Annotated in this window: 22 protein-coding genes; all 22 read right to left on the bottom strand. The window is 37.8% G+C overall.

The window, feature by feature from the left end; translation table 11 throughout:
• Positions 1 to 39: 39 nt before the first annotated feature.
• The 22 genes from COO03_RS03835 to rplS all read right to left on the bottom strand — a co-directional run bounded on the left by COO03_RS03835 (position 40) and on the right by rplS (position 22,754).
• Entirely contained in the window at positions 40 to 1,740 is a 1,701-nt protein-coding gene (locus COO03_RS03835) for a proline--tRNA ligase (RefSeq protein WP_097895229.1), read from the bottom strand.
• A gap of 152 nt (positions 1,741 to 1,892) precedes the next feature.
• Complete coding sequence (gene rseP / locus COO03_RS03830; RefSeq protein ID WP_141523152.1) at positions 1,893 to 3,149, bottom strand: RIP metalloprotease RseP; 1,257 nt, start codon at positions 3,147 to 3,149, stop codon at positions 1,893 to 1,895.
• A 17-nt stretch (positions 3,150 to 3,166) separates the two neighbouring features.
• Positions 3,167 to 4,309, bottom strand: a complete 1,143-nt coding sequence (gene dxr / locus COO03_RS03825) for a 1-deoxy-D-xylulose-5-phosphate reductoisomerase (RefSeq protein WP_097895226.1) — start codon at positions 4,307 to 4,309, stop codon at positions 3,167 to 3,169.
• Between the two features lie 23 nt (positions 4,310 to 4,332).
• The gene (locus tag COO03_RS03820; protein ID WP_097895224.1) at positions 4,333 to 5,124 is read right to left on the bottom strand and encodes a phosphatidate cytidylyltransferase; all 792 of its coding nucleotides are present in this window, start codon (positions 5,122 to 5,124) and stop codon (positions 4,333 to 4,335) included.
• A 17-nt stretch (positions 5,125 to 5,141) separates the two neighbouring features.
• Entirely contained in the window at positions 5,142 to 5,918 is a 777-nt protein-coding gene (locus COO03_RS03815; RefSeq protein WP_097895222.1) for an isoprenyl transferase, read from the bottom strand.
• 85 nt (positions 5,919 to 6,003) lie between these two features.
• Positions 6,004 to 6,561, bottom strand: coding sequence for a ribosome recycling factor (gene frr / locus COO03_RS03810; protein ID WP_097895221.1), 558 nt, complete (start codon positions 6,559 to 6,561; stop codon positions 6,004 to 6,006).
• Positions 6,562 to 6,563: 2 nt separating this feature from the next.
• Positions 6,564 to 7,286 (bottom strand): UMP kinase, encoded by a 723-nt coding sequence (pyrH, locus tag COO03_RS03805; protein ID WP_097895218.1) that lies wholly within the window; start codon positions 7,284 to 7,286, stop codon positions 6,564 to 6,566.
• A gap of 66 nt (positions 7,287 to 7,352) precedes the next feature.
• Entirely contained in the window at positions 7,353 to 8,240 is an 888-nt protein-coding gene (tsf, locus tag COO03_RS03800; RefSeq protein WP_097895216.1) for a translation elongation factor Ts, read from the bottom strand.
• A 103-nt stretch (positions 8,241 to 8,343) separates the two neighbouring features.
• Complete coding sequence (gene rpsB / locus COO03_RS03795) at positions 8,344 to 9,045, bottom strand: 30S ribosomal protein S2 (protein WP_012094919.1); 702 nt, start codon at positions 9,043 to 9,045, stop codon at positions 8,344 to 8,346.
• A gap of 361 nt (positions 9,046 to 9,406) precedes the next feature.
• The gene (gene codY, locus COO03_RS03790; RefSeq protein ID WP_097895214.1) at positions 9,407 to 10,186 is read right to left on the bottom strand and encodes a GTP-sensing pleiotropic transcriptional regulator CodY; all 780 of its coding nucleotides are present in this window, start codon (positions 10,184 to 10,186) and stop codon (positions 9,407 to 9,409) included.
• Positions 10,187 to 10,263: 77 nt separating this feature from the next.
• Positions 10,264 to 11,655 (bottom strand): ATP-dependent protease ATPase subunit HslU, encoded by a 1,392-nt coding sequence (gene hslU / locus COO03_RS03785; RefSeq protein WP_097895212.1) that lies wholly within the window; start codon positions 11,653 to 11,655, stop codon positions 10,264 to 10,266.
• 22 nt (positions 11,656 to 11,677) lie between these two features.
• Positions 11,678 to 12,220 (bottom strand): ATP-dependent protease proteolytic subunit HslV, encoded by a 543-nt coding sequence (gene hslV, locus COO03_RS03780; RefSeq protein WP_097895210.1) that lies wholly within the window; start codon positions 12,218 to 12,220, stop codon positions 11,678 to 11,680.
• Between the two features lie 42 nt (positions 12,221 to 12,262).
• Positions 12,263 to 13,162 carry a tyrosine recombinase XerC gene (gene xerC, locus COO03_RS03775; RefSeq protein ID WP_097895207.1) on the bottom strand — a complete coding sequence of 300 codons (900 nt, stop codon included), beginning with the start codon at positions 13,160 to 13,162 and terminating at the stop codon, positions 12,263 to 12,265.
• Positions 13,163 to 13,227: 65 nt separating this feature from the next.
• On the bottom strand, positions 13,228 to 14,532 hold the full coding sequence (gene trmFO, locus COO03_RS03770) for an FADH(2)-oxidizing methylenetetrahydrofolate--tRNA-(uracil(54)-C(5))-methyltransferase TrmFO (RefSeq protein WP_097895206.1): 1,305 nt from the start codon (positions 14,530 to 14,532) through the stop codon (positions 13,228 to 13,230).
• A 49-nt stretch (positions 14,533 to 14,581) separates the two neighbouring features.
• Entirely contained in the window at positions 14,582 to 16,660 is a 2,079-nt protein-coding gene (gene topA / locus COO03_RS03765) for a type I DNA topoisomerase (RefSeq protein ID WP_097895204.1), read from the bottom strand.
• 150 nt (positions 16,661 to 16,810) lie between these two features.
• Positions 16,811 to 17,674: a DNA-processing protein DprA gene (gene dprA, locus COO03_RS03760; RefSeq protein ID WP_097895202.1), complete on the bottom strand. Its 864-nt coding sequence runs from the start codon at positions 17,672 to 17,674 to the stop codon at positions 16,811 to 16,813.
• 88 nt (positions 17,675 to 17,762) lie between these two features.
• Positions 17,763 to 18,665 carry a succinate--CoA ligase subunit alpha gene (gene sucD / locus COO03_RS03755; RefSeq protein WP_042979412.1) on the bottom strand — a complete coding sequence of 301 codons (903 nt, stop codon included), beginning with the start codon at positions 18,663 to 18,665 and terminating at the stop codon, positions 17,763 to 17,765.
• 19 nt (positions 18,666 to 18,684) lie between these two features.
• Positions 18,685 to 19,845 carry an ADP-forming succinate--CoA ligase subunit beta gene (sucC, locus tag COO03_RS03750; RefSeq protein ID WP_097895201.1) on the bottom strand — a complete coding sequence of 387 codons (1,161 nt, stop codon included), beginning with the start codon at positions 19,843 to 19,845 and terminating at the stop codon, positions 18,685 to 18,687.
• A gap of 192 nt (positions 19,846 to 20,037) precedes the next feature.
• Positions 20,038 to 20,811, bottom strand: coding sequence for a ribonuclease HII (locus COO03_RS03745; protein WP_097895199.1), 774 nt, complete (start codon positions 20,809 to 20,811; stop codon positions 20,038 to 20,040).
• A gap of 60 nt (positions 20,812 to 20,871) precedes the next feature.
• The gene (gene ylqF, locus COO03_RS03740) at positions 20,872 to 21,735 is read right to left on the bottom strand and encodes a ribosome biogenesis GTPase YlqF (protein WP_097895197.1); all 864 of its coding nucleotides are present in this window, start codon (positions 21,733 to 21,735) and stop codon (positions 20,872 to 20,874) included.
• Positions 21,736 to 21,756: 21 nt separating this feature from the next.
• On the bottom strand, positions 21,757 to 22,308 hold the full coding sequence (gene lepB / locus COO03_RS03735; RefSeq protein ID WP_097895194.1) for a signal peptidase I: 552 nt from the start codon (positions 22,306 to 22,308) through the stop codon (positions 21,757 to 21,759).
• 101 nt (positions 22,309 to 22,409) lie between these two features.
• The gene (gene rplS / locus COO03_RS03730; RefSeq protein ID WP_033672113.1) at positions 22,410 to 22,754 is read right to left on the bottom strand and encodes a 50S ribosomal protein L19; all 345 of its coding nucleotides are present in this window, start codon (positions 22,752 to 22,754) and stop codon (positions 22,410 to 22,412) included.
• Between the last annotated feature and the right edge of the window lie 132 nt (positions 22,755 to 22,886).

Here is a 22,886-nt window from a genome sequence, read left to right as displayed (position 1 = left end):
ACAAAGAAAGAGAAGTACCTCATTACGAGGTACCTCTTCTTATTTTAAAATATTAGCGATATATGTGTGAAGTTCTTCAACTTTTACTTCTGCAGATTCGTTTGTCGCACGTACTTTCACTTCTACAATACCTTCATCTGCTTTTTTACCAACTGTTACGCGAACCGGAAGACCAAATAAATCCGCATCAGCAAATTTAACACCTGCACGCTCTGCACGATCATCTAATAATACTTCATAACCTTGCTCCTGTAATGAACTGTATATATTTTCGCCCACTTCACGCTGTGCATCAGATTTCATATTAACTGGAATTACATGTACATGGAACGGTGCAACTGCTTTTGGCCAAATTAAACCATTCTCGTCATTAAATTGCTCAGCGATTGCTGCTACTGTACGAGAAACACCAATGCCATAGCAACCCATGATAAGTGGTTTCATTTTTCCATTTTCATCTAAGAATGTGGCATTCATCGCTTCACTATAGCGTGTTCCTAATTTAAATACATGTCCTACTTCAATACCACGAGCAAAACGAATTGTTCCGTTTCCATCCGGAGATTGATCTCCTTCTTGAATGAAGCGTAAATCTGCATATTGACTTACCTTAAAGTCACGTTCTGGATTTACATTTACATAGTGGAAGCCTTCTTCATTTGCACCACAACAACCATTTGCAATTGCAGCTATCGCATGGTCAGCAATAACTTCAACATCACCTGTAACACCAATTGGTCCTAAAGAGCCTACTTCACAATTTAATAGGTTTCTTACCTCTTCGTGTGCAGCAAGTTCAACAACTGAAGCACCGTATACGTTCTTCACTTTTACATCATTTACTTCATGATCTCCACGCACAAGAACAACAACGAATTTTTCATCTACTTTAAACACCATTGATTTAATGCACTGAGATGGCTCAATGTTTAAGAATGTAGATACTTCTTCAATTGCCTTTTGATCTGGCGTTGCTACTTTTTCAAGCGCTTTTTCCGCTTCCTCGCTCTTTGTATAAGAAGCAACAACAGGAGCCATTTCAATATTTGCTGCATAATCAGATGTATCAGAATACGCGATTGTATCTTCTCCTACATCGGATAACACCATAAATTCATGAGTATCTTTACCGCCCATCGCTCCAGAATCAGCAATAACTGCACGGAAGTTCAAACCACAACGAGCAAAGATATTAGAATACGCTTGGAATAGACGGTTATAAACTTCATCTAAACTTTCTTGTGTTGCATGGAAAGAATACGCATCTTTCATTAAAAATTCTCTTCCGCGTAATAAACCAAAACGTGGTCGTTGCTCATCACGGAATTTTGTTTGGATTTGGTATAGTGTTAAAGGTAACTTTTTGTAAGACTTAATCTCATCACGTACAAGATCTGTAATAACTTCTTCATGCGTTGCTCCTAATGCAAACTCACGATCGTTACGATCTTTCATACGCATTAACTCAGAACCGTAAGAATACCATCGACCTGATTCTTGCCATAACTCAGCAGCTTGTAATGCTGGCATTAATAATTCTACCGCTCCCGCTCGTTCCATTTCTTCACGAACAATATGTTCTACTTTATGCAATACTTTCAGCCCAAGTGGTAAAAAGCTATAAATACCAGAAGCGTTTTGACGCATAAATCCCGCGCGAAGCAGCAATTGATGACTTTTAATCTCAGCATCTGCTGGCACTTCACGTAATGTAGGACTAAATACCATACTTTGTTTCATCTATTCGCACCTCTTTAATTTACTCTAATACGCAGTAAAACCCCTCACCTCAAATTAGGTGAGGGATTACAACTCTCAGAGCTCTATTCATTTCATTCACTATCCACAACAGATATTGTGAGATTCACACTTACTGCAAGTTTTACTCTATTTTATAAGAAAAACTTGCGAATGTCATTCCACGTTACAACTAACATAAGTAACATTAATAACGCAAACCCAATAAAGTGCACCATTCCTTCTTTTTGGCGATCAATCGGTTTCCCGCGCAATGCCTCAATTAAGAAGAAGAACAAGCGTCCTCCATCAAGAGCTGGAACCGGTAATAAGTTGAATAAACCAAGATTTATACTTAAAACCGCCGCCAAACTTAGAACACGTGTGATTCCATAGTCCACGACTTGGTCTGTTAAATTATAAATTCCTACAGGACCTGATAAATCATTAATAGAAAACTGACCTGTAACCAATTTTATAATGGAGTCAAAAATAAGTTTCGTCCATGTATACGTCTGTTCAAAACCTGATTTAATAGAACCAAAAATAGATTTCTCTACAGGGGAGTATACACCAATTCTACCAACCTTTTCTTTCCCCTCTTTATCAACTGTTGGCGTTACTTTTACATTAAATTGTTCGCTGTCACGTTTTACATGAAGCGTAATTTCTTTATTTGGGTTTTCACGTACAATCGCTACAACATCTTTCCATGTATTCGTGTCTTTCCCATCGATTGCTTGAATCATATCATCTTGTTTCAATCCCGCTTGTTCTGCAGCACTATCTTTCATTACTTTTCCAACCATCGGTTTATCAACAGGAACGCCTTGTACAAATCCAAGGATCACGAAAATAACAAATGCAAGGACAAAGTTCATAGCAGGACCTGCAAAAATTGTTAACGCTCGCTGTCCTAATGTTTTAGAGCCAAACTGTCTGTTAAACGGAGCAATTTGTATCTCTTCTCCCGCAGAAACAATACGAGCTTTTTCATTTATACGAAATGTTTGCAATTCTTCCTCGTACTCTTCGTAACCAGCGATTGTGAGACTATGTTCTAAATCAGCTTGTTCTACTTCAATCACGCGAACATTCGGATACTTTTCGCGCCCGTCTAAAACTAATTTTACAACCTCTTCGTTTTCATTTAATACAAGTCCCACTTTTTTACCTGGTTTTAATTCAACTGTTTCCGCATCTTCGCCAGCCATTCTAACATAGCCTCCAAGAGGCAGCAGTCGAACCGTATAAACTGTTTCATTCTTTTCAAATGAAAATATTTTTGGCCCAAAGCCAATTGCAAACTCGCGACATAAAATACCAGCTCTTTTTGCGAAATATAAATGCCCTAGCTCATGGAAAAATACCAGTGCACCAAAAATTAATATAAAGGCAATCGCTGTATTCAATTCCATAACCACCTTTGCTAAATTTGTTCCATCACAAACCGTCTTGTGGCCGCATCAATTTCCTGAATTTCTTCTAAGCTTGGACGTGCAATGACATTGTGATGGTGCATTGCTTTTTCAATGAGGTCTTCTACTGCTAAGAAACCAATTTTCTTTTGTAAAAAGGCTGCTACAGCTACTTCATTTGCTGCATTCATTACAGCTGGCATGCTCCCACCCGTCTTCCCAGCTTCATATGCAAAACGTAGGCAACGGAAACGCTCTTGATCCATTTTTTCAAAATGCAACGTTCCAATTTCCCATAGATTTAACCGTTTTGTATCCGAAAGAGGTAACCTGTCAGGATATGTAAGTGCATATTGAATTGGTACACGCATATCTGGTGAGCCGAGCTGCGCCATTACACTACGATCTTCAAATTCAACCATAGAATGAATAATGCTTTCTTTATGTAAAACAACATCGATTTGCTCATAAGGAATGCCGAAAAGCCAATGTGCTTCAATTACTTCCAGCCCCTTATTCATCATTGTAGCAGAATCAATTGTAATTTTCGAACCCATTGACCAGTTCGGATGACGAAGCGCATCTTCTACTGTCACATGATGCAATTCATCTCTCGTTCTATCACGAAAACTCCCGCCTGATGCAGTGATAATTAAACGCGAGATTCTTTTTTCATTTTCTCCATTCAAGCATTGAAAAATAGCTGAATGTTCACTATCTACTGGAAGTAATGACACATTGTATTTTCGCGCCGCTTCCATGACAAGATGTCCTGCAGTTACTAATGTTTCTTTATTTGCAATTCCAATTGTTTTTTTTGCCTCAATTGCACGAAGTGTTGGTAACAATCCTACACTACCTACAACAGCATTTATTACAACTTCTGCTTCTGGATGAAGAGCTACCTCTAATAACCCCTTGTCACCATATACTACTTTTGTATTTCCAGAAACGGATTGTAAGCTTACAACATCTTCTTCTCTTTGTACAGAAACAAGCTGAGGAGAAAATTCTTGAATCACTTTTACTGCGTAATCGATATTTTTTCCTACAGAAAAAGCAACGAGACGGAATTGGTCTGGGTGCATGCGCAATACATCTAACGTTTGCGTTCCAATTGATCCACTTGCACCTAATAAACTAATGTTTTTCATGACTCCAACCCCTCGTTCATTTATTAAATGTATTGTAATAAGAAATATAGAATTGGTAAAACAAACAGCCAGCTATCTGTTCGATCTAATATACCGCCATGGCCAGGTAAAATTTTACCTGAATCCTTCACGCCATAATGCCGCTTAAATGCAGACTGTACTAAGTCACCAATTTGTCCAAAAATAGAAATTGCGATTGTAGCAACAATTAAAATTCCCACACTGTTTTCAACTGGGTAAAACATATTATATACAAACGCAACAACAATACCACAAACAATACCGCCTAATGAACCTTCTATCGTTTTATTCGGACTAATCTCTGGCCACAATTTTCTTTTTCCAATTGCTTTCCCTATGAAATATGCGCCTGAATCAGTTGCCCAAATGACAAATAATGCATAAAACACATATTTGATTCCCAATATTCTTGTCTCATTTAAATATAAGAATCCCATTGCAACATATGTTGTTGCCATAAGTAAAAATGCAGCATTGTCAAAAGTAAATGTATTCTTCGAAAGGACTGTATATGATAAAAGTAATAAAACAATCACAAATGTGATTTCCAATTTATCTAATCCAATCCACTCAAACAATCCTGATGCATTACTTGGAACTAAAATAATCCACAATAATAATGCAGCTAAAACTGTTGGTACCGAAATAAGTGTAAGCTTGTTCATGCGAATTAATTCATATAACCCTATAGAAGCGAGTGCATACACTAAAGCTGTAAAAGGCACGCCACCGTAAATTACGATGGGAATGAATAGCGCGGCAGCAATCACTCCTGTAATAATTCTCTGTTTCACTACCAAACCCTCTCTTTCTACACGCCTCCGAATCTGCGCCCTCTATGTTGAAAGTCTGTAATCGCGTTTAACAAATGTTCCTCGGTAAAATCTGGCCAATACACATCTGTAAACCAAAGCTCCGAATACGCAATTTGCCATAGCATGAAATTACTAATACGTAGTTCTCCACTTGTACGAATAAGCAAATCCGGATCAGGTAAAGTACTTGTCATTAAGTATGAAGAAATCATTTCTTCATTTATATCTTCTGAACGAACTTTCCCTTTTTCACTATCTTTCATCATCTGTTGCACAGCAGAAACGATTTCATCGCGACTTCCATAGTTTAACGCAAAATTGAGAATTAATCCCGTGTTCTCTTTTGTATCTTCCATGGCTTTTTCCATCGCTCTGCGCGTATGCGTAGGAAGACGATCTTTTTGTCCAATCACTCGAATTTGTACATTTTCTTCAATCAATTCTGGTAAAAATGTACCTAAAAATTCTTCTGGAAGCTTCATTAAATAATCGACTTCCTTTTTCGGTCTTTTCCAGTTCTCAGTAGAAAAAGCATAAAGAGTCAGCACTTTTACATCAAGTTTACTAGCAAATTTCGTAATCTTTTTTACTACTTGCATTCCTTCATGATGTCCAGCAATACGAGGCATAGCTCTTTTCTTTGCCCACCTTCCATTACCATCCATAATGATTGCAATGTGCTCTGGGATATGTCCCTTTTTCACTTCTTCAATGAGATGATCAAACGATGTGACCTTTTTACCTTTAAAAAAAGGAAACTTTTTAAACATCATTCATACCCTCCAACAAGCAGACGTATGCCTAAAAGTGTAAAAAGACCCCCTTAAGAAGAGGGTCATATTTGCGAAGGTATCGCTATTACACTTCCATGATTTCTTTTTCTTTGTTTTTTGCGATTTCGTCAACTTTTGCAATATACTTATCCGTTTCTTTTTGGATATCTTCTGTATATCCTCTTAAGTCGTCTTCTGTAATCTCGCCAGCTTTTTCAAGCTTTTTAAGGTCATCATTGCCGTCACGACGTACGTTACGAACAGCAACTTTTGCTTCTTCAGCGTATTTTTTCACAACTTTAACAAGATCACGACGACGCTCTTCTGTTAATGCTGGGAATGCAATGCGAATTACTGAGCCATCGTTAGAAGGATTTAAGCCTAAATCTGCTTTTAAGATCGCTTTTTCAATATCACCGATAGAAGTTTTATCATAAGGCTGAATTACAAGTAAACGTGCTTCTGGAACTGTAATGTTCGCTAACTGCACAACAGGTGTTGGTGCACCGTAGTAATCAACTTGTACCTTATCTAATACAGACGCGTTTGCACGACCAGCACGAACTGTTGCTAATTCACGTGAATAAGCAGCAACTGCTTTTTCCATTTTTTCATTTGCAGCTTTTAATACTTGTTGACCCATATTTATTTCCCCCTTACAATTGTTCCAATATTTTCGCCTAAAACGGCACGTTTAATGTTTCCTTTTTCCATAACCGAGAATACAATTAATGGAATATCATTGTCCATACATAATGAAGAAGCAGTAGAATCCATTACACCCAAACCTTCTTTTAATACATCTAAGTATGTAAGTGATTCATATTTCGTAGCTGTTTGATCAACAGATGGATCTGCACTATACACACCATCTACATTGTTTTTCGCCATTAAAATAACATCCGCTTCGATTTCCGCTGCACGTAATGCTGCAGTTGTATCTGTAGAGAAGTATGGGTTACCTGTACCTGCTGCAAAAATAACAACACGTTTCTTCTCTAAGTGACGAATTGCTTTACGACGAATGTAAGGTTCTGCCACTTGACGCATTTCAATAGAAGTTTGAACACGCGTTTGAATTCCAATGTTCTCCAAGCTATCTTGAAGAGCTAATGAGTTCATAACTGTCGCTAACATGCCCATATAGTCCGCTCCTGCACGATCCATGCCCATTTCACTTCCAATTTTCCCACGCCAAATGTTACCGCCACCAACAACAACAGCAACCTCTACATCAAGTTCTGCAATTTCTTTCACTTGTTCTGCAACTGACTTAATAACAGCTGGGTTAATTCCAAATCCTTTTTCACCAGCTAACGCTTCTCCGCTTAGCTTTAAAACAACACGATTATATTTCGGTTTACTCATAATGAACCTCCAATTGCTTACATCTTTATTTTAAAAAAGGGAACACAATGTGTTCCCTAATCTGTATTAGTTGCTACCTTTTACTTGGTTCATTACTTCTTCAGCAAAGTTGTCTTCGCGTTTTTCGATACCTTCACCAACAGCGTAGCGAACGAATCCTTTTAATGTGCCGCCTTTAGACTCAACGAACTGACGAACTTTCATATCAGGGTTTTTAACGAATGCTTGGTCAAGTAAGCAAATCTCTTCGAAGAATTTGCCAAGACGACCTTCAACCATTTTCGCAACGATTTTTTCTGGCTTGCCTTCGTTTAAAGCCTGTTGTGTTAATACTTGACGCTCATGCTCAACTTCTTCAGCTGTTACAGCATCGCGGTCGATGTATTTAGGGTTAACTGCTGCAATGTGCATTGCTACATCTTTAGCAGCTGCTTCATCTGTAGAACCTTCAAGAACTGTTAATACACCAATGCGTCCACCCATGTGTAAGTAAGCACCGAATGCATCTGCATCAGTTTTTGATACGATTTCGAAACGACGAAGTGTAAGTTTTTCACCAATTTTAGCGATTGCTTCGTTGATGTACTCTTCTACTGTTTTGCCGTTTGCAATTGTTTGAGCCATAGCTTCTTCAAGGTTAGCAGGTTTGTTAGCTAATAAGTGAGCAGCTAATTCTTTAATTAATGTTTGGAAACCTTCGTTTTTCGCAACGAAATCAGTTTCAGAGTTTAATTCTAAGATTAAACCGTCGTTACCGTTTGTTTCGATGAAAGTTAAACCTTCAGCAGCGATGCGGTCTGCTTTTTTAGCAGCTTTTGCAATACCTTTTTCACGTAAGAAATCAATTGCTTTCTCCATGTCGCCATTAGTTTCTGTTAAAGCTTTTTTGCAGTCCATCATACCTGCGCCAGTTTTTTCACGAAGTTCTTTTACCATTTGTGCAGTGATTGCCATACTTTTCATCCTCCTAAAATATGTATTTATACCTTTTAAAAAGGTGTTTATACCTTAAAAAAGGTGATAAAAGGCCGAACCCCTTATCACCTTTCCAAATTTGTTACGCAGTAACAGTTTCTTCACCTTGTTTTGCTTCAAGGATCGCGTCTGCCATTTTAGATGTAAGAAGTTTTACAGCACGAATTGCATCATCGTTTGCTGGAATTACGTGATCGATTTCGTCTGGATCACAGTTTGTATCAACGATACCGATGATTGGAATGTTTAATTTGCGTGCTTCAGCAACTGCGATACGCTCTTTACGAGGGTCTACTACGAATAATGCACTTGGAAGACCTTTCATATCTTTAATACCGCCTAAGAATTTTTCAAGACGCTCTAACTCTTTTTTAAGTTGAACAACTTCTTTCTTAGGAAGTACATCGAATGTACCATCTTCTTGCATTCTTTCGATATCTTTAAGACGCTTGATACGTTTTTGGATTGTTTGGAAGTTTGTTAAAGTTCCACCTAACCAACGTTGGTTAACGAAGTACATTCCAGCACGAGTTGCTTCTTCTTTGATAGCTTCTTGTGCTTGTTTTTTTGTACCTACGAATAAAATGTCGCCACCTTCAGCAGCGATGTTACGCATTACGTTGAAAGCTTCTTCAACTTTTTTCACAGTTTTTTGTAAGTCGATGATGTAGATACCGTTACGCTCTGTGAAAATGTAACGTTTCATTTTTGGGTTCCAACGACGAGTTTGATGTCCGAAATGAACACCAGCTTCAAGCAATTGCTTCATAGAAATTACTGACATAATTTAGTTCCTCCTAAATGGTTTTTGATATCCTCCGTTTACTTCATCTTTAAGTGAAACTACAAGCGTAGCACCAACACTTAAATCAGTAAACGTGTATACTTTGTACTGACACCACTGCTTACTATATCATAATGAAATATTACAATCAAGTCGAAAATGCGAACAATGTAAAACTTTCTTTTTGATTATGATTTTACTCATCTTTTTTCTCTGCTTCAATTCCAGTATTACCGCATTTTTTCTATTTTAAGCAACCTTGTCTACGAAATAAAACTAAGGTTTCCCTCACACAAACCCACAATGGATCTCTTAAAAAATAAAAAAGCTCCCCTCAGATGAGGAGAGCTTTTCTTACAAATTAGTTTGTTTTTAATTTAGCAAGTTCATGTAAAAACTTGTCGTTTAATACTTTAATGTATGTTCCTTTCATACCTAAAGAACGAGATTCAATAACGCCTGCACTTTCTAATTTACGAAGGGCGTTTACGATTACAGAACGAGTAATTCCAACGCGATCAGCGATTTTACTTGCAACAAGTAAACCTTCTGTTCCATTTAACTCTTCAAAGATATGTTCAATTGCTTCTAATTCACTGTAAGACAATGAGCTAATCGCCATTTGAACAACCGCTTTACTACGAGCTTCCTCTTCAATTTCTTCTGCTTTTTCACGTAGAATTTCCATACCTACTACAGTTGAGCTGTACTCAGCAAGGATTAAATCATCATCTAAGAATTCTTGACCAAGACGAGCTAACACTAATGTACCTAGACGCTCACCACCACCAACGATTGGCACGATTGTAGTTAAACCTTGACCGAACAATTCTTTGTTTTCTACAGGGAAAGCTGTGTATTCACTATTCACATCTAAGTTTGGAGATGTTTCTGTAATATGGAATAAGCTTTGTGTATATTCTTCTGGGAATTGACGCTCTGCAAGCATTTGTTTCATGCGTTCGTTCTCAATTTGTTGGTGAATTGCATATCCTAATAATTTACCACGACGACTTACAACGAATACGTTCGCTTCAATTACTTCACACATTGTATCAGACATTTCTCTAAAGTTTACAGGCTTTCCTGCTGCTCTTTGTAATAAAGCATTTAATTTTCTCGTTTTTGCTAATAATTCCATTTCAAAAGTTCCTCCTACATGTTACTTACATATTTTTTCATCACTTGGAAACTAGGGCGAGTCACCTGATGATACTATTACAAAATAAACTGGCTCACATCTTTATTTTTAGCGATTGTCGCTAATTTTTCCTCTACATATTGAGGTGTTATCGTTATTTTTTCTAACGTAATTTCAGATGCTTCAAACGATAAATCTTCAAGAAGTTTCTCCATAATGGTATGAAGCCTTCTCGCTCCAATATTATCCGTATCTTGATTAACTTGATAAGCAATCTCAGCAATCTTACGAATAGCTTCGTCAGAAAATTCAATTTCTATACCTTCAGTTGCCAACAATGCTATATACTGCTTCACTAACGCATTGTCTGGTTCGATCAGAATTTTAACAAAATCATCTACTGATAATTTCGTTAATTCCACCCGAATCGGAAATCTCCCTTGCAATTCTGGAATCAAATCAGACGGTTTGGACATATGGAATGCGCCGGCTGCAACGAATAAAATATAATCTGTTTTTACTGATCCATATTTCGTTGCAACATTTGACCCTTCTACAATCGGTAAAATGTCACGCTGCACACCTTCACGCGATACGTCTACGCTATTCGACTGCTTACCAGCAATTTTGTCAATTTCATCAATAAAAATAATCCCGAGCTGTTCAGCACGATAAACAGCCTCTTGTGTAACTTCATCCATATCAATTAAGCGCTGTGCTTCCTCATTTGTCAAGACTTTTCTTGCTTCTTTTACAGAAAGTTTACGTTTTTTCGTTTTTTTCGGCATAAAACTTCCTAATGCATCTTGGAAATTCATCCCCATTTGTTCCATACCAGTTCCTTGTAGCATATCAAACATAGAAGACTGTTGTTCCGTCACTTCAATCGATACGACTTCCTCTTCAAGTAAACCGGCAGCAAGTTTCTTTTCAACTTCTCGGCGCTTATTTTCAATTTCTGCGTCGTCTTGTGTTTCAGATGTCTGACTAGAATTTTGATTCCCACCAAACAGCATTTCTAATGGATTTTTAAATCCTGTTTGTTTTTGTTGACTCGGTACTAAAATTTCAACAAGTCGTTGATTCGCTTGCTCTTCAGCTTTATCTTTAACCTTAACTACCATCTCTTCTTTCACAATACGAACGGACGTTTCCACAAGATCACGTACCATCGATTCTACATCCCGGCCGACGTATCCAACTTCTGTAAATTTGGTAGCCTCAACCTTAATAAAAGGTGCCCCAACGAGCTTCGCCATTCGTCGTGCTACCTCTGTCTTCCCGACACCTGTCGGTCCAATCATTAAAATGTTTTTCGGAGCAATTTCATCGCGCAAATCTTCCGCTAGCTTACTGCGACGATATCGATTTCTAAGTGCTACTGCAACCGCTTTTTTCGCATCCTTTTGACCAATAATATATTGATCCAATTTTTCTACAATTTGACGCGGAGTAAAATGTAAATGCATATAAAATGCCTCCCTTACGATTCTACAATTCTTCCACAACTATGTTGTGGTTTGTATACACACAAATATCGCCAGCAATCTCTAAACTTGCTTTCGCAATCTGTTTTGCTGTTAAATGTTCACTCGCATGTTGCTTTAAAGCACGACCAGCAGCAAGTGCATAATGTCCACCTGAACCAATCGCTAAAATACCATCATCTGGTTCGATTACTTCCCCCGTACCTGAAACGAGAAGCAGTGTTGTTTCATCCATGACAATGAGCATTGCTTCCAATTGACGCAGCATCTTATCACCACGCCATTGCTTTGCCATTTCAACTGCAGCACGTTGTAAATTGCCATTGTACTCTTCTAGTTTTCCTTCAAACATTTCAAAAAGAGTAAACGCATCCGCAACTGAACCTGCAAAGCCAGCTAACACTTTTCCCTGAAATAACTTTCGGACTTTGCGGGCTGTGTGCTTCATCACAACGGCATTGCCAAATGTCACCTGTCCATCACCAGCCATTGCACACTTACCGTTATGGTGAATTGCAAATATCGTTGTAGCGTGGAAATTTCCCATAGAAAAAACTCCTTTATATGTTTTTATAGCTTTAAAAGCAATTTATGCCCGTGGGTGATGCTTCATGTAAACAGAACGCAATCTTTCTTTAGAAACATGCGTATAAATTTGTGTCGCTGATAAATTTTCATGACCTAATAACTCCTGTACAGTACGTAAATCAGCTCCTTCATCTAACATATGTGTAGCAAATGTATGCCTTAACATATGTGGACTTATTCGCATTGTAAGAGAAGCTTTCTTAATCAGTTCATTTAAAATATAACGCACACCTCGATCTGTTAACGGCGTACCCTTTGCATTTAAAAACACCATTTGAGAGTGTTCCTCATTTTTTTTAGATAACTGTTTTCTCCCGTTCTCTATATAAGTAATTAAAGCATCTTGTGCATAGCTTCCGAACGGAATATACCTTTGTTTTTTGCCTTTTCCCATTACAAGAATTGTTCCCACTGAAAAATCAATGTCAGTGAGTTGTAAATTTACACATTCACTCACACGAATCCCTGTTGCATACATGAGTTCTAATAGGGCTTGATTTCTTTGACCAAGCGGCGTTGTCGTATCAGAAACTTCAAATAATTTTTCCAACTCTTCAGCGTACAGGAACTTTGGGATTGACCATTCTTTTTTGGGGAGTGACGCAAGTGCGAACGGATTATCTTCGCGATACCCTTCACGCATCAAAAAACGATATAAACTTCGTAAGCTTGACACTTTCCTTGCGACAGATTTACGGGCTAACTTTTCATCGTGTAACGTCGTTAAGTACAAACGAACATCAACGTATGTAACATCTAAAAAAGAGGATATGCCTTCTCGCTCCATAAATTGCACAAAATGTTCTAAATCATTTTGATAACTTGCAATTGTATATTTTGAATAATTTCTTTCAATTTGTAAATATCCAACGAATAATTGTAACAATTTCTTCACATTCACATAACTCACCTCAATAAAGGCTACTAAATCGTATCACAATTCAGTAGCCTTTGCAAGAAATTTAACTAAATATTTACAAAATTTTGAATTATCTCTAAAGCGCGTGCTGCGTATGCTTCATTTCGTTCTTGTTTCTTTTTGATTTTCTTTTCTAGTGGTGTAAATAAACCAAAGTTTGCATTCATCGGTTGGAAGTTTTTCGCATTTGTTGCAGTAATGTAATTCGCCATACTCCCCATCGCAGTTACAGGTGGTAGTACAATAGGCTCTTCTCCTTGTACAACACGAGCTGCGTTAATACCTGCTAACAACCCTGAAGCAGCCGATTCTACATATCCTTCTACCCCTGTCATTTGTCCTGCAAAGAATAAATCGTCACGGTGCTTATATTGATATGTTGGACGAAGTAACTTCGGTGAATTAATAAATGTATTGCGATGCATTACACCGTAGCGTACAATTTCTGCATTTTCAAGTCCAGGAATTAATTGTAATACTTCTTTTTGTGGTCCCCACTTTAAATGCGTTTGGAATCCTACAATATTGTATAACGTTCCTGCCGCATCATCTTGACGCAATTGAACAACCGCATATGGTGTCTTCCCTGTTTTTGGGTCCTCTAACCCAACTGGTTTCATCGGACCAAATAGCAACGTCTGTCTACCTCTACCCGCCATAACTTCTACTGGCATACATCCTTCAAAGAAAACTTCTTTCTCAAATTCTTTCAATGGTACTGTCTCAGCAGCGATTAAAGCATCATAGAAACGGTCAAACTCTTCTTCTGTCATCGGACAGTTTAAGTATGCTGCTTCCCCTTTATCATAACGAGATTTCAAATATACTTTATTCATATCAATGCTGTCCTTCTCTACAATTGGAGCGGCCGCATCATAGAAATAAAAATAATCTTCACCCGTTAATTCTTTCAACTGTGCAGAAAGATCAGGAGATGTAAGTGGACCTGTCGCGATAATAGTTGGTCCTTCTGGAATTTCTGTAACTTCTTCATTCATTACAGTTACATTTGGATGGTTTTTCACATATTCTGTTACTTTCGCCGCAAACTCATGACGATCTACAGCTAAAGCTCCTCCTGCTGGTACAGAGCATTCGTCAGCCGCACGAATGATAACAGAGTCCATTCGGCGCATTTCTTCTTTAATGACCCCAACAGCATTCGTTAATGTATTTGCACGAAGTGAATTACTACATACTAACTCAGCAAATTTATCTGTATGATGGGCTGGTGTTTGCCTTACAGGCCTCATTTCATATAACTTTACTTGGACACCACGTTTTGCGATTTGATAAGCAGCCTCGCTTCCCGCAAGACCTGCGCCAATGACGTTTACTACTTGTGTTGTCATATATATCACCTTTCCTTTTCTATCCCGAAAAAAATGTGAGCGGTTACGCTCACATTTGTTGTTCTTCTTCATAATCACACGAAATACATTGCACTTGAACGCCTTTTTTCAACTTCTTCTCTACAAGCATACCTTCACATTTTGGACATTTTCGGCCAATCGGCTTATCCCAAGATACAAAGTCACATTCTGGATATGTTCCACACCCATAGAAAAGACGTTTCTTTTTATTACTTCGACGTTCAATAATTTGTCCTTTATCACATTTCGGACAAGTTACACCGATTTCTTTTACAATCGGTTTTGTATTACGACAATCAGGGAAATTTGAACAAGCCATAAACTTTCCGTATTTACCCATTTTAAAGACCATTGGGTGATCACACAACTCACAGTCTTCCCCAGCTGGTTCATCTTTAATTTCTACTTCGCGCATTTCTTTCTCCGCTTTTTCCAAGCGAGGTTCAAAGCCTACGTAGAAATTGTCAACAATTTTTACCCAATTCGCTTTTCCTTCTTCTACTTCATCGAGACTTTGCTCCATATTGGCAGTAAATTCGATGTTAATAATTTCTGGGAAAAACTCTAAAATAAGTTCGATTACAATCTCGCCAAGTTCAGTAGGAACAAATCGTTTATTATCTAATGCGACATATCCTCGCTTCTGAATCGTTTCGAGCGTTGGTACATAAGTCGATGGTCTCCCAATTCCAAGCTCTTCAAGCATTCGAACTAAACGGGCCTCCGTATAGCGTGGTGGTGGCTGTGTAAAATGTTGTTTCGGCTCTACATCTTTTGAAAATACAGTTTCTCCTATTTCTAAAGGAGGCAACATTTTATCTTTTTCTTCTGCACCATCATCTTTCGACTCCACGTACACCTTCATAAACCCTGGGAATTTCACTACCGATCCATTTGCACGGAATTGAACATTGTTATTAATGAGTCTAGCTGTAACAGTATCCATTATAGCAGATGCCATTTGACTTGCAACAAACCGCTCCCAAATCAATTTATACAAACGATGTTGATCACGACTTAAGAAACTTTTCAATTCATCTGGCTTTCTCATCACAGAAGTTGGACGAATTGCTTCGTGCGCATCTTGTGCATTCGCTTTTTTCGTTTCCTTCTTCTTCTCTGTCCCTATGTATTCCGAACCAAATGCGTCAGTAATATAAGAACGAGCTTCTTCTTGAGCAGTTTCTGAGATACGTGTTGAATCTGTTCTCATATACGTAATAAGACCTACTGTTCCTTGTTTACCAAGATCTATCCCTTCATATAGTTGCTGTGCAAGCATCATTGTTTTCTTTGCTCGCATGTTTAACTTACGCGCTGCCTCTTGCTGTAGGGAAGACGTTGTAAACGGTGATGCAGGATTGCGCTTTCTCTCTTTTTTCGTTACATTTTCAACCGAAAACGCATTGTCTTTCATTTTTCCAATTATGTCATTTACTTGTGCTTCATTTGTTAACTGAACTTTCTCTCCGTTTACACCGTAAAAAGATGCTTCAAATGTGTCTTTTCCTTTTACAAATTCTGTTTTAATTGTCCAGAATTCTTCAGGAGTAAAGTTTTGAATTTCTTTTTCACGATCAATAATTAAACGAACCGCTACAGATTGTACGCGTCCTGCACTTAATCCTTTTTTGACTTTCTTCCATAATAAAGGACTAATATTGTAACCAACAAGACGATCAAGTATTCGTCTTGCTTGTTGTGCATCTACTAAATCCATATTAATTGCGCGAGGATGCTTAAATGATTCCTTGATTGCATCTTTTGTAATCTCATTAAACACAACCCGGCAATCCGATTCAACGTCCACATTTAACGTATTTGCTAAATGCCAAGCAATCGCTTCTCCCTCGCGGTCTGGATCGGCTGCGAGATAGACTTTTTTTGCTTTTTTTGCCGCTGATTTTAAATCTTTTAAAACGGGACCCTTACCACGAATGGTAATATACTTCGGGGTGAAGTTATTCTTTACTTCTATCCCCATTTGGCTTTTAGGTAAATCGCGAACATGTCCCATAGACGCGACGACTTTGTATTTTTTCCCTAAATATTTTTCAATGGTCTTCGCCTTAGAAGGCGACTCCACGATCACGAGGTAATCTGACATGCTAGTGCCTCCTTAAGAGGTGGATTCAAATCTTCATTAATCTTATTGATTTCTCTTATTTTTGTCAATCAAGAATGAGTATAACATACAGTGCCAATCTACCATTTGTCAATAATTGTTTAATAAAAACATAAAAATATAAGATTAATTTTAAAATTCTTCAAGAATATCTTCTGCTTTTTGAACAAGTTTTGCCCCTTGCTGAATGAGTTGATTTGTCCCAATTGCACTATCTATAAACATAGGACCAGGAAGTGCAAACACTTCTCTATTTTGTTCTAAAGCCAGATCTGCAGTAATAAGCGATCCACTCCTTGCTTTCGCCTCCACAACTAAAACCCCTTTGCAAAGTCCACTTATAATTCGATTTCTTCTTGGAAAATACCATTTTCGCGGAGAATAATGCGGCGGATATTCCGTTAATAATAACATGTAATCTTTCCATGTGTTGTAAAATTGCTGATTTTCTTTTGGATATATATACTGTAAACCATGTCCTAATATCGCAATGGTCATGCGTTGCTGCTGCACTGTGATTTCATGGGCAATTGTATCAATCCCACTTGCCAAACCACTAACAATTAACCACCCTTTATCTATCAGCGGTTGTAAAATGGGTTGTATGCTCTCCTTCCCATATAAAGATGGTTTTCTTGTTCCAACTACCGCTAATTTATTCATTTTATTAAGGAGTTCTCTCTGTCCTTTTCCATATAAAACAAAGGGAGGATCTGGTATTTCACGTAACAATTCTGGATAGTCATGATCCCATATTGTTACATAAAAAAGATGATTTTTTTCTAAATGATGAATACATTGAGAAGATGTTGATGTCTGTAAGAATTTCACTAATTCAGAAGATTTTTTCGAGGATAATCCTGTATATTTTTCAAAGTGTTCCGGACAAAAATTATAGATGTTCTTTACCTCTGGATCAATGTGTAACAAGTATTTTAACGCTTTCCAATGATCCGCTAATACATAGTGAAGATGAAGCAATCGTTCTCTTTTCACAATCATTCTCCTTACCCATAATTTTTATTATGTAAACAAAAAATGTGTAAAAAGACACCTTCTAACATGAAGGTGTCTTTCAAAAAGATTAATAGTTTTTACAAGTTTCGAATAATCCCTTTTCTTTTAAAACAGAGATTAATGTTTCACCCATAACAGCTGGTGTTTCGGCAACTTTAATACCACAAGCTTCCATTGTTTTAATCTTTTCAGCAGCAGTTCCTTTACCGCCAGAAATGATCGCCCCAGCATGACCCATACGCTTACCTGCAGGTGCTGTTTGACCGCCAATGAAGCCGACAACAGGTTTTGTCATGTTTGCTTTTACCCACTCAGCAGCTTCTTCTTCTGCTGTTCCGCCGATTTCACCAATCATAATAACAGCATGTGTTTCTTCATCTTCATTAAACGCTTTTAACGCATCAATAAAGTCTGTACCATTAACAGGGTCCCCACCAATACCTACAGCAGTAGATTGGCCAATACCTTCTTGTGTTAACTGATGTACAGCTTCATACGTTAATGTACCAGAGCGAGATACGATACCTACATGACCTTTTTTGTGAATGTAGCCTGGCATAATACCAATTTTACATTCATCAGGTGTAATGACACCAGGGCAGTTTGGTCCAAGTAAACGTGTATGTTTACCAGCCATATATCTCTTTACGTTTACCATATCTAATACAGGGATTCCTTCAGTAATACATACTACTAAATCAATCTTTGCATCAACTGCTTCCATAATTGCATCAGCCGCAAAAGCGGGTGGAACGTATACAACTGAAGCGTTCGCGCCTGTTGCTTTCACAGCATCTTCTACTGTATCAAATACTGGTACACCTTCAATATCAGTGCCGCCTTTACCTGGTGTTACACCACCGACAATTTTCGTACCGTATTCAATCATTTGTTTTGTATGGAATAATCCTTGAGAACCTGTAATACCTTGAACAATAACTTTTGTATCTTTATTAACTAATACGCTCATTTTTCTCCCCCGCTTTCTATTAGCCCACTAGTGAAACAATTTTTTGTGCACCGTCTGCCATAGATTCTGCTGCAACAATATTTAAGCCAGACTCATTTAAAATTTTCTTACCTAACTCTACGTTTGTACCTTCAAGACGTACAACTAAAGGTAACTCAAGACCTACTTGCTTCGTTGCTTCAATAACACCTTCTGCAATAACATCACACTTCATAATGCCACCAAAAATGTTAACAAAGATACCTTTTACATTTTTGTCAGAAAGGATAATTTTGAATGCTTCTGTAACTTTTTCAGCTGTTGCGCCGCCACCAACATCTAAGAAGTTAGCTGGGTCACCATGGTAATGTTTAATGATATCCATTGTAGCCATTGCTAAACCTGCACCATTAACCATACAACCGATATTTCCATCTAAAGGAATGTAGTTTAAGTCATATTTAGAAGCTTCAATTTCTTTTGAATCTTCTTCATCAAGATCACGAAGTTCTAAAATGTCTTTATGACGATATAACGCATTAGAATCAAAGTTTAATTTTGCATCTAACGCCATAACTTTCCCATCACCTGTTGTAACAAGTGGATTAATCTCCGCGATAGAGCAATCTTTTTCGATAAACGCACGATATAAGCCCATCATAAACTTCACAGCTTGTCCTACAAGCTCTTTTGGAATATTGATGTTAAACGCGATTCGACGCGCTTGGAAGCCTTGTAATCCTACTGCTGGATCAATATATTCTTTAAAGATTTTTTCAGGTGTTTTTTCAGCTACTTCTTCAATTTCTGTTCCACCTTCTTCAGATGCCATTAAAACAACTTGAGAAGTTGCACGATCTAATACAAGACCTACATAATATTCTTTTTTAATATCGCAACCTTCTTCGATAAGTAAGCGTTTTACTTCCTTACCTTCAGGACCTGTTTGATGCGTCACAAGTGTAGTTCCTAAAATGCTTTCCGCATATGTACGAACTTCATCTAAATTTTTCGCAACTTTTACTCCGCCAGCTTTGCCGCGTCCACCAGCGTGAATTTGTGCTTTAACTACACATACATCCGTTCCTAATTCTTTCGCTGCTTCTACAGCTTCTTCTACTGTAAAGGCAACCTTCCCGTTTGGAACACTAACCCCATAGCTTCTAAGGACTGCCTTACCTTGATACTCATGGATATTCATAGTCCCATCCTCCCCCGTTTTCCTGTTTTACTCAAAAAGTTTTTTAATGTTTAAAAACACTACATTGCCATTGTATAAAATGATTGCCATGCTGTCTACAATAAAGTGTCAGAAAACTGAAATCGCTTTATTCTTTTTTGAAAATAGTAATATTTGTATGCCAAAATAAAAAAATAAGCTGTAGGTTACAGCTTATTTTTGGATCATATCTTTAATTGGTGCAAATGTTTTCCGGTGTTCTTCTAGTACACCATATGTTTCGATTGCTTGCAAATGTTGTTTTGTTCCATAGCCCATATGCTGTTCAAAACCATATTCAGGGTGTTCCTTCCCTAGTTCCTTCATCATGCGATCACGCGTGACTTTCGCGATAATGGAGGCAGCTGAGATAGAAATACTTTTTGCATCTCCTTTGATAATGGATGTTTGTGGAATGGAAGTAGGAAGTTTCATCGCATCAATTAATAGATGCTCTGGTGTACACGATAAATTTGCAATTGCATCCAACATCGCTCGCTTGGTTGCTTGATAAATATTTATCTCATCAATAACCTGCGGTGATACAATTCCAACCCCAATTGCTACTGCCCTTTCTTTAATTTCATCATAGAAACGCTCCCGCTTCGCTTCACTTAGCTTTTTAGAGTCATTTAACCCTGGTATATAAAAATCTTCTGGAAGGACAACAGCGGCCGTAACAACAGGTCCAGCTAACGGCCCTCTTCCTACTTCATCAATCCCAGCAATATATAAGAGCCCCTGTTCACGTAATGCCTGTTCATATTGAGACATCTCTAAAAATTGTTCTCTTTCTTTTTGCACCTGTTCTTTTTGTTTGTGCCATTTCGCAATTAAGTTTTGAACGCCTTTCCGCTCATCTTTTATTAACATTTGAAATCGTTCATCTTCTTCTGCCGTAATTTCTTGTAATAAACATCCCACTTCTTTAATTGTTAATTTTTGCATTTTATGTACACTCCTTTTTAAAAACACCCAAAAAGAAAAGACGTACAAACGCACGTCTTCTTATACCTCTTCTACAAATTCATCTGGTGTTTCAAATGTCATTCTTCCCAGTTTACCACCGCGAAGTTCACGAAGAACAAGTTCTGATGTTTTATCATAATCAACAAGTCCGCCGCCCATTAAACAACCTCTGTTCTTTCCAATCGCATCAAATAATTCCACAATATCTTCTGGAATGTCATTTATTTTATAACGCTCTTGCAAACGCTCAGGATAATGTTTTTCCATAAAGCGAAGTGCATAAACAGCTACATCTTGTAAGTTTAAAATAGCGTCTTTAATTGCGCCAGTAGTCGCAAGACGAAGTCCAACTAATTCATCTTCGAATTTCGGCCATAAAATACCTGGCGTATCTAATAACTCCATTTCCTTTCCTACTTTAATCCATTGCTGTGCTGTTGTAACACCAGGACGATCGCCTGTTTTCGCAATGTTTTTCTTCGCTAATTTATTAATCAAAGTAGATTTACCGACATTTGGAATACCGACGATTAATGCACGAATCGCTCTTGGTTTAATCCCTTTTGCAATCATTTTATCAAACTTTTCTTTTACAAGTACTTTACAAGCAGCTGTAATTTCTTTCATACCTTGTCCGGCCTGTGCATTAATTGAAATTGCTTTATGACCCTGCTCTTCAAAATAAGCGATCCATTGTTTCGTCAAACGATCATCTGCCATATCGGCTTTATTTAAAACAACTAGTCTCGGCTTATGTGTAATAATTTCATCGATCATTGGATTTCGAGAAGATAAAGGTAAACGTGCATCTACAAGTTCAATTACAACATCAATTAACTTTAACTTTTCTGTTACTTGGCGCCTAGCTTTTGCCATATGCCCTGGAAACCACTGAATTGCCATGTTGCCACCTTCTTTTTTTGTTTATTTCACAATACGTGCATCCTTTAATGGCCAATATAACATATTTGCTTTTCCTATTACTTGGTCCATCTTAACCGTGCCAATCGTACGACTATCTTTACTAAAACGACGATTATCACCTAATACAAATAATTGACCTTCTGGAACGGTTTTTTTACCTGTAATTTCTTCAAGTTTGAAATCATATGTAAGCGGTCCGTCAGAAAGTTGTTTTTTCTGCTTGTCTAAATACGGTTCCTCATAGGGTTTTCCGTTAATATAGAGTGTATCGTTACGATATTCAACCTCATCGCCTGGTAAGCCAATAACACGTTTAATATAATCTTTCTCTTCCGTTGCTCGAAATACAATTATATCAAAACGTTTCGGTTCACCAATGTGATAACCGATTTTATTAACAATCATCCGATCACGGTCATGAAGCGTCGGTGACATCGAGACACCATCTACAAGAATGGGCGCAAAGAAAAACTGTCTAATCACAGCTGCTAACACAACAGCAATCAAAATTGCTTTTATCCATTCCCAAAGCGAACTCTTTTCTTTTTTCATGCTTTACCCCTCCACAGTTATGTACGCTGCTCGTATTATATCAAAATTTCATATAGATTGGAAAAAGGGAGCTTGTGCATTTACAAGCTCCCATACATGTCTTATCGAATTTCTTTAATACGTGCTTTTTTACCGCGAAGGTTACGTAAGTAGTATAACTTAGCACGACGTACTTTACCACGGCGAAGTACTTCGATTTTCGCGATTCTTGGTGTGTGAACTGGGAATGTACGCTCTACACCTACGCCGTAAGAAATCTTACGAACTGTGAACGTTTCGCTAATTCCGCCACCACGACGTTTAATTACAACACCTTCAAAAAGCTGAATTCTCTCACGAGTACCCTCAACTACTTTTACGTGTACACGTAAAGTGTCACCAGGACGGAATGAAGGTAGGTCAGTTTTTAATTGGCCTTTTGTAATATCTGCGATTAATTGTTGCATATTCAATTCTCTCCTTTAAACAGATGCTCTTATAAAGTCATTCATAAATTACAGCGGAACATCGTTAATACGGCTACTGCTTTCAGTAGCACAAATGTTATAATAGCATATTGCTAGGCCTGTTGCAATAGA

It is taken from the genome of Bacillus sp. AFS098217 (assembly GCF_002551815.1).
Taxonomy (GTDB): domain Bacteria; phylum Bacillota; class Bacilli; order Bacillales; family Bacillaceae_G; genus Bacillus_A.
Note: the sequence above shows the minus strand (reverse complement) of the source record. Positions and strands in the feature narration are given on the sequence as shown.

Excerpts from the sequence above, each read along its gene's own strand:
- frr (WP_097895221.1), bottom strand. The coding sequence starts at position 6,561 with ATGGGTCAACAAGTATTAAAAGCTGCAAATGAAAAAATGGAAAAAGCA.
- sucC (WP_097895201.1), bottom strand. The coding sequence starts at position 19,845 with ATGAATATCCATGAGTATCAAGGTAAGGCAGTCCTTAGAAGCTATGGG.
- tsf (WP_097895216.1), bottom strand. The coding sequence starts at position 8,240 with ATGGCAATCACTGCACAAATGGTAAAAGAACTTCGTGAAAAAACTGGC.
- ylqF (WP_097895197.1), bottom strand. The coding sequence starts at position 21,735 with ATGGCAATTCAGTGGTTTCCAGGGCATATGGCAAAAGCTAGGCGCCAA.
- pyrH (WP_097895218.1), bottom strand. The coding sequence starts at position 7,286 with ATGAGTAAACCGAAATATAATCGTGTTGTTTTAAAGCTAAGCGGAGAA.
- topA (WP_097895204.1), bottom strand. The coding sequence starts at position 16,660 with ATGTCAGATTACCTCGTGATCGTGGAGTCGCCTTCTAAGGCGAAGACC.
- trmFO (WP_097895206.1), bottom strand. The coding sequence starts at position 14,532 with ATGACAACACAAGTAGTAAACGTCATTGGCGCAGGTCTTGCGGGAAGC.
- lepB (WP_097895194.1), bottom strand. The coding sequence starts at position 22,308 with ATGAAAAAAGAAAAGAGTTCGCTTTGGGAATGGATAAAAGCAATTTTG.
- hslV (WP_097895210.1), bottom strand. The coding sequence starts at position 12,220 with ATGGGAAATTTCCACGCTACAACGATATTTGCAATTCACCATAACGGT.
- codY (WP_097895214.1), bottom strand. The coding sequence starts at position 10,186 with ATGGAATTATTAGCAAAAACGAGAAAATTAAATGCTTTATTACAAAGA.
- COO03_RS03745 (WP_097895199.1), bottom strand. The coding sequence starts at position 20,811 with ATGCAAAAATTAACAATTAAAGAAGTGGGATGTTTATTACAAGAAATT.
- hslU (WP_097895212.1), bottom strand. The coding sequence starts at position 11,655 with ATGCATTTACATTTTACTCCGCGTCAAATTGTAGAAAAATTGGATCAA.
- COO03_RS03815 (WP_097895222.1), bottom strand. The coding sequence starts at position 5,918 with ATGATGTTTAAAAAGTTTCCTTTTTTTAAAGGTAAAAAGGTCACATCG.
- rpsB (WP_012094919.1), bottom strand. The coding sequence starts at position 9,045 with ATGTCAGTAATTTCTATGAAGCAATTGCTTGAAGCTGGTGTTCATTTC.
- COO03_RS03835 (WP_097895229.1), bottom strand. The coding sequence starts at position 1,740 with ATGAAACAAAGTATGGTATTTAGTCCTACATTACGTGAAGTGCCAGCA.
- sucD (WP_042979412.1), bottom strand. The coding sequence starts at position 18,665 with ATGAGCGTATTAGTTAATAAAGATACAAAAGTTATTGTTCAAGGTATT.
- rplS (WP_033672113.1), bottom strand. The coding sequence starts at position 22,754 with ATGCAACAATTAATCGCAGATATTACAAAAGGCCAATTAAAAACTGAC.
- dxr (WP_097895226.1), bottom strand. The coding sequence starts at position 4,309 with ATGAAAAACATTAGTTTATTAGGTGCAAGTGGATCAATTGGAACGCAA.